A 12274-nucleotide genomic window follows, 5' to 3' on the forward strand; every position below is an offset into this window, starting at 1 on the left:
AAAAGGCTAAAAATGAAAACTATTGGATTACTTGGTGGAATGAGCTGGGAGAGTACAGCTTTATATTATAATCAAATTAATAAAGAAATAAAAAAACAACTTGGTGGATTGCATAGTGCAAAAGTAGTTATTTATAGTGTTGATTTTGATGAGATAGAAAAACTTCAACATGAAAATAAGTGGGATGAAACTGCAAAAATACTAAGTAATGCAGCTAAAAATATTCAAAATGCAGGAGCAGATTTTCTTTTGATATGTACAAATACTATGCATAAAGTAGCACCTAGTATACAAAAGAGTATTGATATTCCTATATTACATATTGCAAATGCAACAGGAGAAGAACTTCAAAAAAATAGTATAAAAAAGATAGGACTTTTAGGAACTGCTTTTACTATGAAACAAGATTTTTATAAGAATACTATTATGAATAATTTTGATATTGAGGTTATAGTCCCAAATGAAGAAGATATAAAAATAGTACATAAAATTATCTATGAAGAGTTATGTTTAGGCATAATAAATGAATCCTCAAAAAAAGAGTATTTAAGAATAGTTGATTCATTATCAAATAAAGGTGCAGAAGGCATTATTTTAGGTTGTACTGAAATAGGTATGTTAGTATCTCAAAAAGATACATCAACAAAACTTTTTGATACAACATACATACATGCAATAAAAGCTGTAAAAGAGGCTTTAAAATAAAATATTTTAAATAGAATAAGGCGATGTTTATTCTGTAAGGAGTTTATAAACATCAGTCTTTTCTATATTTAATTCATTTGCTATATCTTTTATTTTAATATTTGAATTAATATTATTTATACCTTTTGATTTTAATGTTTTTAATGCATGCTCTAAGTCTATATTTCCCATATTACTTAACTCTTGTAAAGTTTTTCTTCCTAATCTTTGAGGAGGTGGTTTAATAGCTATAACTTCAACTTTAGTATTATTGTTTGAAGATGTTTTTATAATATTCTCCCCCCAACTACTTTTAAAAGTTTCTCCTAAATCTAGAAATCCTTTAAAAGGTTGAATATGTGTTAATGTACCTATAACAAAAAATGCATTTAATATAAAAGCTACTAGAAACTCTTTTTTAGTAAAAGATATTTTTTTAGTAGAGTCTTTTAAATAATTAACAATAGGTTTCCAGTTATAATAAATATGCAATATTCCAAAAAATAATAATGTAATCATGGAAGTATTATGTAATTCTTGATATTGTACTTTATCTAGACCAAAAAGATGCCAATCTAACCATCTTGAAACTCTACCATGAGGTGCAATAAATAAAATAACACCTGTATAACTCATTATTAAAAATGAAAAACCTAAACTTAATGATGTTATTTTTCTCATGATTTGAATCCTTTTAGTAAATCAATTCTTAGATAATAATTATATCACCTATTTACTAAATAGATATAATTTTTAAAAAATTTTCTTATGAATATATACTTATAAAATAAAATCAATTTACTTAAAGATGACTTTATTGTGACACTTAAAATGTGTAATATGATACAAAGCTATTATGAACTTGGAGTAAATTAGATATGAATATAACAAAAGAGTTAATAGAAAATTATATTAAATATGTATGTATATTTAAAATAAAAAAAGGGTTTTCAACTATTGCTAGTATTGAAGAGGTTAAACAATCAACCGAGGAACTAAATTTAATGTATAGTTCTAACGGTGGAGTTCAAGAATGGCTAGCTGAAAAGTTAAAGTTGTCTTTACATGAATTATCTATTTTAGAGTTAAGTGAAGCTTTACAAAAAGAACAAATTAAAGCTAATTATGTTTTTGATAATTACTTTAATAATAAAGATATTATAGATAATGATTTTAAATTTAATAAATTCAAAGAGTTTTATAATAAATATATAAGAGAAAAGACTTGTAAATATTGTGGAGTTTCAGAAGATGAATTAGATGAATTTAAGAAAAAATATTCTCTAAATAAAAGAAAAAATAATAGTATAGAAGATACAATTATAAACTTTCAACAAGAAAATAAATATGCTAAAAAAAATAATAGTTTTATTTGTTGTGTATGTAATAGTCTTAAAGAAGATACAATTTCTTGTGATGAATTTGATGATATTGGAAAAGGTATTTCTCTTATGTGGCAAAGTTTAGGTCTTAATTGCCATTTTAAGAAATAAAAATAATAATAGTATTTATTAAAGGAGAAGATGTTATGAAATTATCTACAAATTACGAAGAACATGTTTCTATAGTAAAAAAATTGCAATATGATGAAAGCTTTTATAGTGTAAGAGAACCTTTTAAAAATGATTTCCAAAAGATATATAATGATGCAAAAGAAAAAGGAATAACTTTATCTAATGCAAAAGAGTATTTAAATAGCTTAACAAAAGAAGAATTATGTACATTGCAAAATTATACAAGACTAGCAGATGAAATAGATGTAAACCACTTAAATGATGAAGGTGCATATAATCTTCTTTTAGAACATTATGAAAAATTCGATTTTAATAATGATGGATTTATAGAAAATGGCATAGCAAAGAGTTTTTCTATTATTCCTTCTCATTTTTCAAATGATGAAAAAAAAGCTTTAGTTGATACTTTTAATTCAATGGATTCTACAAAAATGCTATCTATGTCAATTTTACTTATGCCACCAATCAAAATTGTAAATAATGAGTATATCCCTGATATTAAAAATTTAAGTTTTATGGATATAGAGAATAGGGCAAATAAAATACTTGATCCAATTAATGAAAAAAATACAACAAAAGAGTTTAGAGATAATGTACGATTTTTTTTAGAAGAGTTAATAAATAATTACAATAAAATCCAAGAACAAAAAAGTTATTATAAATTGTAAAAAAGAGACCTTTCTTTATTAACTTAGAACTCTCATCTAAAAGTTGTTTATGCTGGCCTCTTATAAAATTAAGAATAATCGTTTTTATAATCTACATAATGCCCTGCATGTTTAATAAGACCCTCTACATCTTCTTGTGTAAGCTCTTTTACTACTTTTGCTGGGCTTCCTAAGATTAAACTTCTTGGTGGGAATTTTTTTCCTTGAGTTACAAGAGAATTTGCTCCTACTATTGAACCCTCACCAATTACTGCATTATCTAATATTGTTGCGCTCATGCCAATCAAACAGTTATCTTCAATTGTACATCCATGAAGCATAACCTTATGTCCAATGGTAACATTATTTCCAATAATTGTTTGGGTATTTGTATCAGTGTGAATCATTGATAAATCTTGAACATTAGTTCTTTTACCGATTCTAATTTTATTTACATCAGCTCTTAAGACACATCCAAACCATACAGATGAATCTTCATCTACTTTTATATCTCCTATTAAATCTGCACTTGGTGCAATCCATGCATTTTTATCTACTTGAGGATAAAACTCTTTAAATTTTAAAATCATTCCGTTCTCCTTCATTTAAAAAGTAAAATATTATATCCTCAAAAAATAAAAAATGCAAATACTAAGTTTGAGCTTTATACTCTAGTATAACTGGTTTAGAGTAGTTTGGAACATCATCATAAGTAAATATTGCAATATATTTATCTTTATCTAGTGCTCCAAAATCATCAATAGTATAACTATCTTTGCCAGCATATATTTTTTGTCCATCTTGTGGACTTAAGGGTTTTCTAAAAGGGTTTTTAATTACTTTAGCTCCAACGAAATTTTCATCTTGTGGATTTTGCCACAGGATTTTTATTTTCCCATTTTCTATTTCATATTTTGCATTTGTTACTTGTGGTAATGCAAATCTTCTTTTTGATATATATTCAATGATTAGTTTTGGAGATAATTTATCATTTGAAATTTCCCATGATATTTTTCTATCTTTTATTGTTTTAATTGCTGATGTAGGTCTTAAAACAAATAAGACATCACTTTTATCTTTTAATTTAGCATTTAACTCTTTTTTTGAAAATGAATCAAATACAAAATATTGTGTTTGATTATTTTTTAAATCATTGGCACTTATATCATAACCAATATTTTGAATTATTTCTCTATTACAAAAGCTTTTATAATCTTTTTTTAATTTGCTATCAACAAACTCTAAATGAAATCTTATATCTTCTTTAAGATATATTTTTGTAGAGTTTAATTTTACGTATGCGTTTGTAATCATTGTAAATTCATGTGATGGTAAAGATGATAGATTGAATTTCAATGCAGAATATATCTTTTTGCCTTTTTTGTCAAATCCTGAACTTATTTCATTTTCTATAATTTTGCCCTCACTAATAGTATCTATTGATTTAGGATATAAAGTAGCAATAGTTGGTTCAATAGTATAAGTTAACTCTAATCTTGGTCTATATGTTAATCCAAAACCAAATTTTCCATAACCAATATCCCATTGCATCATTTGAGATTTTCTTCCTATTTTTAACTCTTTAGGTCCTTCAACTCTTAATACTATTTGCTCTTTTTCTATTTGACTTGTCAATACTGAAGCTTGTATCCCCGAGAATTCCCATTTTCTCCATATTCCTTGTGTTAATTGATCACTTTTTGTTGGCTGTCCAATATAACTAATTATTTTTGCATTATTTACCTCATCAAAATCAGTAATATCACTTATTGAATCTTGTTCTACTATTCCTACATTCCATTCTCCAAACTTTTCTATTGTAGTTGAAACTCTATTTATAGGGTATAAGTTTAAACAAGCAGATTTAATAATTGCATTTTTAGGAATAGTTTTTAAATCAATAGTGATAATTGAATAAGAGATTCCTTTATTCTCATCAACTCCAACAAAAAGTGAATTAACACCAAAATGCTTTGCATTGTTATTTAAGTTTTCTGCTACATATCCTGTCTTTGTTGCATTTGCATAGTATGTTCTTGAATATTCATCATACTCTAAATCAGTTCTTATTTTAATTTGTGGATAAAAAGGAGATTTTAATTTTTTTCTTTTATTTACAGCTCTTATATTGAAGTAGTAGTTTGTATTTGATTGAAGATTAATATCTGTAAACTCTAAAGCTTGAGTTCTAGCAATAAGATTTGTCTCTTTACAATAGAGTTTATCTCTTTTACTTCTGTAAATTTCAAAGAATATATCTTTTGATGTTTTTGCTTCCCATTTTAGCTTTACATGGTTTGAACCAATAGTTTCTACTTCAAATTTTTCAACTTTTTTAACTAGATTTTCTTTACTATAATTTGGAACTTCTTTTATTGCTTCAATAAGTGCTGGAATATGCTCTCTTATATGTTCACTCATATCATCTAAATAGTCACTTATATTTCTAGTTCCTACTTCAACAACTGTAGATAAAATACCTTTTGAATAGTAAAACTCTCTACCACTTCCACCAATTAGTTTTGCTGGGGGTTTTCCTTGATGAATACCATACTCTCTATTTGATATCTTTTTTATTTTATCTGCCATATTTGCACAAAGTATATTTAAATCTGTTGTATTAATATTATCTTCATGCTTAAAATCGTGTGCAGGAAAAAATACATTTCCTTGACTGTGATAATCTAATGCAATAGTAATATTTGGATGCTTATCAACAAACTCCTTTATTGCTTTTGTTTCAGGTTCACTAAAAGGTTCAGGTCCTGAGTAGACATTTGAAAATGTAAGAGTTGATTTAGTAAATCCAACACTAAAGTTTCTATTTAAGTCAACTCCATATGTTCCATCTGCATTAACTCTTCTGTTTTTTCTCCAAAAACTAAAATGTGTTTGTGAATAAACAAAACCATCTGGATTTGCACAAGGAATCATATATACAGTTGCAGAGTTTAAAAAAGCTTCTAAGGTAGGATCAATATCTATATTTTCTAAAATATATTGTGTGAATTCAACAGCTAATTCATGCCCAACCCATTCTCTAGCATGAATTGTTCCTGTATAAAAAAGAGCAGGTTTTGTATTTGCTTGTTTTATATTAGCAGATATAGTAACTAGGTTGATATCTCTTTGTTCCCATGTTTTACCTATTGTTTCAAGTTTGAAGTTTTCAGGATACTGTTTTTGTAAACTTTTAAAAATTTGTGTTGACTCTTCATAAGTTCTATAGAGCTTTTTCATTTAAACTCCTATTTTAAATCTTGATTTTAATTGAACTAGTTTATTTTTACCTATTCCCTCAATCTGTTCTAATTCTTCAATAGATTTAAAACCATTTAATTCTTTTTTATATTTTATTATTAGTTTTGCAAGTTTTTTACCTATGCCTTTTATTTTTATAAGTTCATACTCTTCTACACTATTTATATCAACTCTCATATCATCTAAGTTTTTATCCCAACACTTAAGCATATGTTCATCAACTGACTCAAGCTCTAATAAATCAGTTGAATCTGTAATTATATTTTCTTGAATGTACTCATGTATTTCTATTGCAAGCTCTTCTTGCATTGCGTATAATGTCATTATGTCTGTTAAAGATGCATTGTTTAAGTTTAATTTTTTTAATTCAAACTCTTCTGTTTTTTTATCTTTATCAAAACAATCTTTAATTTTATTTGAGATAATTTGTTTAGGAAAATCACTATCATCACTTTTGGATACTTCTTGCATATCAAAGCCAATATTTGCATCGTTTAAATACCACTCTCCATCAAAACTAGGTTTATATTTAGAAAAACCAATATGCCTTAATGTTCTAAGTAAATTAGAATCAATCTTACCAAGTTCTTCCCAAGAAAATAAAGGAACATGTGGTATTTTAAATTTTCCTTTTGAAAAATCCCACATTAAATATTGTCCAATCCAATCTCTAATATAAGGAAAAGCTGCAAAAGCAGTAGCGCACTCTAAAATATAAGCTTTACCTGTATTTTTACAAATTGCAATATCACAAGCCCAATACTCAGCCTTTGCTGCTTTACTTGCTTGAACTGCTAACTCTAAAGCATTCATTGGAATGTTTTTATAAGACATAGAACCACCTTGTGAGGTGTTTGTAATCCACTCATTTTTTCCAGCATATCGCCAAAAAGCACAAATAGGTTTATGTCCTATTAACATAACTCTTATATCTCCACTATCTTTTAACTTTATTGCATCTTGTGTATAAACAGGAGTATACTTTTTCTCTTTTAATAACTTTTTAGCCTCTTTAAAGTTATCAACTTTATGCACATAATAACCTCCATAGTTTGATGGTCCATAGCTTCTTTTGATTATTTGAGGATAGTTGGCTTTTTGTTCTAAGTATTTAACTGCTTTTTTATTGTCATAAAAGATTTTTGTTTTTGGAATACTTAGTTTATGTTTTTTACAAAATAGTGTAACATTCTCTTTTGATTTATTAGAAAATTGCGATTGTATTGATGGTACAAATCTAACATGGGGTAACTCTTTTGAAATTTCTACAAAAGTATCATATGCAGTTGCAGGAATATTACCAATTAAAATATCGATTTTTTTTCTTTTAACTTCATCTATAAATCTTTTTTTATCATTTTTCCAGTGGTAAACAACTTCTTCAATTCTATTTGGCCATCCTTTAAAATTTGAATGGTCAAAAAATCTCAATACATAATCAAGATATAAAAATCCTAGTTTTGGTAGCTTTTTCATCTATTACCTCTTTTTTTAAATGTTTTTTTATCAATTAAATCAACTATCATGTCTATTTTTTTGTCATTATAGTCAATACCAATCTTTTCTTGTTCAGGTGTTGCAAAAGCTGGAATTCCATTTACTTCTAAAACGATATACTCTTTTTTCTTTTTATCATAAATAATATCAACTCCAGCTATTTCCAGATTTGTTATTTTTGTAGCTTTCTTTGCTAAATCTATTAGTTGTTCATTAGCTTCTCTTTTAAAAACTGTACCTCCACTAGTAACATTTGTTCTCCAATCTTTTTTACTTGCTTTTCTTCCATAACAACCTACAAATTCACCATTTACAATATCTACTCTATAATCAGTATTATCATAATCAATAAATTTCTCAACATAAAAATATCTAACATTAATCTGATTCAAAAAAGGAAGTAACATATTTAAAGCTTCTTCATTTTCTATTTTAGTAAGTCCGACTCCACCCCAACCATCAGTTGGCTTATAAACCATCTTTGACCATTTTTTCATTATCTCTTCTAAGTGATGAGTATCATTTCTATGACAAAGTTTATAATCTGCTGTAGGGATATTATTATTTCTTAATAAAAAAGAAGTTTGAAACTTATCTTCTGTTAATTCAAAAGCATCAAAGTTATTTATCATTGGTATTGCTCTATTTAATGCTTTATATAAATACATTTGATATTGTGTTTGCTCACCTGCATTATAGGAAAAAAATAGATCAAGCTTATCTAGCTTCAAATCTTTATATAGTATATGACCATTTTTTGCGATTGCATTTCTAAGATTTATATCTGTAATTACATCAATATCTCTTTGATTTAACTTTTCAATCATTTTTTTTTGGATTTCATCTCCTCCACTATTTTGGTATAACCACATACCAATTTTACGTTTTGCCATTTTTTTTCTCCATATTTTGATAGTGTAAAAGTATTTTAGTCATTAAATCAATTCTTTTATCAAAGCTTGATTTTAAAGCTTTTTCATTTATTGTGTGGTCATATAGACCATATGGTCCTAAGCCATCAAGAGTTGTTACATTACAACTTGAAAATATATTTGCATCACTTACTCCACCTCTGTGTTCTGTAAGAATTTTTTTATTGCATATTTTTTCTAGTTCTTTAATAAGTTCAAGCTGTTTTTCATTTTCTTGCATTACTTCTCTTTGGATCAATCCTTCAAGTTTAGATTTTGTTCCTTTTATATAAGATGTATTTGTTATTTTTTTTACTTGTTCTAAAACTCTATTTTTTTCATCATCTGTTTTAAATCTTATTTCTAATAATAGTGTTGCACTTGGTGATATTGTATTTGCTCCAATTCCCCCTTCAATTTTGCCTACATTAACAGTTGTACCTATTTTTAAGTTAGTTAAAGCGTTGATTTTTTGGAGTTTATAAGAAGCTTCAAGATTGGCATCAATGCCATTTTCATAAGAAGTACCTGCATGGGAAGCTTTTCCTTTGCAAGTTATTGTAAAAGTTCCAACACCTTTTCTAGCAGTTACTACTTCAAGATTTTTCCCAGCAGCTTCAAAATCAAAACATATATCGTAGTTTTTTGCTATTTCTTTACTTATAAACTTAGAGTCATCACTTCCTGTTTCTTCATCACTTACTAAAAAAAAGTCAATATTAAAAATTTCATTATTTTGTTTATATAGATTTCTAAGAGCTTGTAATGCGACAATATTTCCACCTTTCATATCACAAACTCCTGGACCATATACCCAAGCTTTATCCTCTTTAAAACCCTCAAAACTGTTTGGAGGAAAAACTGTATCATTGTGCCCTAAAAGTAAGATTTTGGTTCCATCTTTTCTTTTTGTAGTAAATAGTGCATGATTTCCAATATTCTCTTTTTTAAAAAGTTTTGTATTAAACCCTAACTCTTCAAGCCAAAGTTGCATTTGTGTTGTTACATTATCAACACCTTGTTTATTTTTTGTATAAGAGTTTATTTCAACTATTGTTTTTAAATCATCAAAATAGTGCATGTTTACTTCTTAATTTTAAATTAAGAAGCATTCTAATAAAGAATAGTTACATTTTAACTACAATATTATATTTGTATTGTTATTTGTGGGAATTATGTAGAAAAAAGCAGAGAAATCTCTGCTTTTTGTTTATTTATTTTGAGTTTGTCCAGCTATTATAAATCTTAATGCATTTAATTTAATAAATCCTTCTGCATCTTTTTGATTATAAACTTCATCCTCTTCAAATGTAGAGTGAGCTTCTGAGAATAGTGATTTTTCTGATTCTCTTCCAACTACAACAACATTTCCTTTATAAAGTTTTAGTTTTACTGTTCCTTCTACCTTTTTCTGTGTTTCATCAATTGCTGCTTGTAACATTTGTCTTTCCGGTGAGAACCAATATCCATTATAGATAAGTTTTGCATATCTTGGCATTAATTCATCTTTTAAATGTGCTGCTTCTCTATCTAAAGTAATTGATTCAATTGCTCTATGAGCTTTTAGCATAATTGTTCCACCTGGAGTTTCATAACAACCTCTTGCTTTCATACCAACATATCTATTTTCAACAATATCAATTCTTCCAATACCATGTTTATTTCCATAATCATTTAGTTTTTTTAGAAGTGTTGCTGGTGATAACTCTTCACCATTTATTGCATATGGATCTCCATTTTTGTATGAAATTGTAATATACTCAGCTTCATTTGGAGCCTCTTCTAAAGAGTTTGTCCATAACCACATATTTTCATCTGGTTGTTTTGCTGGATCTTCTAAAACTAATCCCTCATATGAAATATGTAAAAGATTTGCATCCATTGAATAAGGACTTACAGCAGGGTTTCCATTTTCATCAAAATGTTTTTTATCAATATTTATTCCATTCTTTTTAGCATAAGCTAAAAGTTTCTCTCTTGAGTTTAAATCCCATTCTCTCCAAGGAGCAATTACTGTAATTTCTGAATTAAGTCCTAAATATCCAAGCTCAAATCTAACTTGATCATTTCCTTTTCCAGTTGCACCATGAGAAACAGCATCTGCGCCCATTTTTTCTGCAATTTCAATCTGTTTTTTAGAAATAAGAGGTCTTGCAATAGATGTTCCTAATAAGTATTCTCCCTCATAAATTGCATTTGCTCTAAACATTGGGAATACATAATCTTTTACAAACTCTTCTTTTATATCTAAAATGAAAATATTTTCTGGTTTAATTCCCATATCTAAAGCTTTTTGTCTTGCAGGTTCTACTTCTTCTCCTTGACCTAAATCAGCAGTAAAAGTAATAACTTCTGCATTGTATTCATCTTGAAGCCACTTTAAAATGATTGATGTGTCTAAACCTCCACTATAGGCTAAAACAACTTTTTTTACTTCTTTTTTATTCATAACGTCTCCATAAAATATAAATGTTTATTTGGATATATTTTATCTAAAATTAGCTATAATCCCTATTATGAGATGTGATAAATTTTTAAATGCAGTAAATATAACAAAAAGAAGAGCAGTTGCCGAAGATATGCTAGCTTGTAAGGTAGTATATATAAATAATGTAGCTGCTAAAAAAGCCAAAGAAGTAAAAGTTGGAGATATTATAGAGATAAAATATCTTGAAAGAAGTGATAAATTTAAGGTCTTACAAATTCCTACTACTAAATCAACTCCAAAATCTAAAATGGATGAATATGTAGAAAAACTAAGTGATAAGGATAGCAATGTTTAATGTAGCAAAACTGAAGTTTGACGATATTTTTGAAAATAGGTTACCCAATGATGAAGTTCGTGATTATTTGATAAAACTTTATGAAAGAGGGGAGACAGTTGAAGAAATTGCAGGTGCAGTAAGCGCTATGAGAGAGCATTTGATTGCTTTACCTGCAAATAAAATTTTGCGCGAAAAAGCTATTGATATAGTAGGAACAGGAGGAGATAAAAGTTTTAGTTTTAATATCTCAAGTACAACATCAATTCTTTTAAGTGCAAGTGGTTCATATGTAGCAAAACACGGAAATAGAAGTGTTACAAGTAAATCAGGAAGTTCTGATATGCTTGAAGCTTTAGGGTTTAATTTAGATTTGAGTTTAAATAATAGTGCAAAAATGTTTGAAGATACAGGTTTTGTTTTTATGCATGCAGCAAATCATCATCCAGCTATGAAATATGTTACACCAATTAGAAAATCAATTGATCATAGAACAATTTTTAATTTAATAGGTCCTTTATCAAATCCTGCTTTTGTAAAAAAACAATTACTTGGTGTATATCCTAAAGATTTAATTGGAAAAATTACAGAGGCTTTAAATATACTAGAAACACAAAAAGCAATGGTAGTTAGCTCAAATGATGGAATGGATGAAATCTCAATTTCAGATATAACTTTTGCAAATTTACTTGAAAATAATAAAATTAGTGAATTTATAATTGATCCACAAGAGTTAGGGTTTAATCTTGCACCAAAAGAGTCAATTGTTGGTGGAGATGCAAAGGAAAATGCAGTTATTACTAAAGGTATCTTATCTAATGAAATAAAAGATTCAAGACTTGATATTGTTTTATTAAATTCAGCAGCAGCTTTAATTGTAGATGATAAAGCAAGAGATATGAAAGAGGGAATTGAAATAGCAAGAAGTACTATTGAAAGTGGTAAAGCAAAAGAAAAATTAGAGCAATTAATTAAAGTATCAAATGCTTTAGCATAAG

Annotated in this window: 12 protein-coding genes; 5 read left to right on the forward strand and 7 right to left on the reverse strand. The window is 27.3% G+C overall.

Annotation, left to right across the window (positions count from 1 at the left end):
- Nucleotides 1–12 precede the first annotated feature (12 nt).
- The gene (locus ACAN_RS06830) at nt 13–705 is read left to right on the forward strand and encodes an aspartate/glutamate racemase family protein (RefSeq protein ID WP_099335178.1); all 693 of its coding nucleotides are present in this window, start codon (nt 13–15) and stop codon (nt 703–705) included.
- A gap of 27 nt (nt 706–732) precedes the next feature.
- On the opposite strand, the gene ACAN_RS06835 is transcribed toward ACAN_RS06830, so the two are convergent.
- Nucleotides 733–1365 (reverse strand): DUF4405 domain-containing protein, encoded by a 633-nt coding sequence (locus tag ACAN_RS06835; protein WP_099335177.1) that lies wholly within the window; start codon nt 1363–1365, stop codon nt 733–735.
- Nucleotides 1366–1562: 197 nt separating this feature from the next.
- On the opposite strand from ACAN_RS06835, the gene ACAN_RS06840 reads away from it, so the two are divergent.
- The gene (locus tag ACAN_RS06840) at nt 1563–2177 is read left to right on the forward strand and encodes a hypothetical protein (protein ID WP_099335176.1); all 615 of its coding nucleotides are present in this window, start codon (nt 1563–1565) and stop codon (nt 2175–2177) included.
- A gap of 35 nt (nt 2178–2212) precedes the next feature.
- Nucleotides 2213–2866, forward strand: a complete 654-nt coding sequence (locus tag ACAN_RS06845; protein ID WP_099335175.1) for a hypothetical protein — start codon at nt 2213–2215, stop codon at nt 2864–2866.
- A gap of 68 nt (nt 2867–2934) precedes the next feature.
- On the opposite strand, the gene ACAN_RS06850 is transcribed toward ACAN_RS06845, so the two are convergent.
- The 6 genes from ACAN_RS06850 to ACAN_RS06875 all read right to left on the reverse strand — a co-directional run bounded on the left by ACAN_RS06850 (nt 2935) and on the right by ACAN_RS06875 (nt 10963).
- Nucleotides 2935–3435: a gamma carbonic anhydrase family protein gene (locus ACAN_RS06850; RefSeq protein ID WP_099335174.1), complete on the reverse strand. Its 501-nt coding sequence runs from the start codon at nt 3433–3435 to the stop codon at nt 2935–2937.
- 61 nt (nt 3436–3496) lie between these two features.
- A complete protein-coding gene (locus ACAN_RS06855) occupies nt 3497–6085 on the reverse strand; it encodes a M14 family zinc carboxypeptidase (protein WP_099335173.1) in 2589 nt (862 codons plus the stop codon).
- Nucleotides 6086–7582, reverse strand: a complete 1497-nt coding sequence (locus ACAN_RS06860; protein ID WP_099335172.1) for a helix-hairpin-helix domain-containing protein — start codon at nt 7580–7582, stop codon at nt 6086–6088.
- The gene (locus ACAN_RS06865) at nt 7579–8496 is read right to left on the reverse strand and encodes an ATP-grasp domain-containing protein (RefSeq protein ID WP_099335171.1); all 918 of its coding nucleotides are present in this window, start codon (nt 8494–8496) and stop codon (nt 7579–7581) included. Before ACAN_RS06865 ends, ACAN_RS06860 begins: the two co-directional genes overlap by 4 nt.
- Nucleotides 8483–9595 (reverse strand): M20 family metallopeptidase, encoded by a 1113-nt coding sequence (locus ACAN_RS06870; protein WP_099335170.1) that lies wholly within the window; start codon nt 9593–9595, stop codon nt 8483–8485. Before ACAN_RS06870 ends, ACAN_RS06865 begins: the two co-directional genes overlap by 14 nt.
- Before the next feature lie 129 nt (nt 9596–9724).
- On the reverse strand, nt 9725–10963 hold the full coding sequence (locus ACAN_RS06875; RefSeq protein WP_099335169.1) for an argininosuccinate synthase: 1239 nt from the start codon (nt 10961–10963) through the stop codon (nt 9725–9727).
- A 67-nt stretch (nt 10964–11030) separates the two neighbouring features.
- Here ACAN_RS06875 and ACAN_RS06880 point away from each other — a divergent pair, with 67 nt between their 5' ends.
- On the forward strand, nt 11031–11297 hold the full coding sequence (locus ACAN_RS06880; RefSeq protein WP_079579116.1) for a hypothetical protein: 267 nt from the start codon (nt 11031–11033) through the stop codon (nt 11295–11297).
- Nucleotides 11290–12273, forward strand: coding sequence for an anthranilate phosphoribosyltransferase (trpD, locus tag ACAN_RS06885; RefSeq protein WP_099335168.1), 984 nt, complete (start codon nt 11290–11292; stop codon nt 12271–12273). The genes ACAN_RS06880 and trpD overlap by 8 nt, the downstream gene beginning before the upstream one ends.
- The last annotated feature ends 1 nt before the right edge of the window (nt 12274 follow it).

The organism is Malaciobacter canalis, assembly GCF_008000835.1.
GTDB classification, from domain to species: Bacteria; Campylobacterota; Campylobacteria; order Campylobacterales; family Arcobacteraceae; genus Malaciobacter; species Malaciobacter canalis.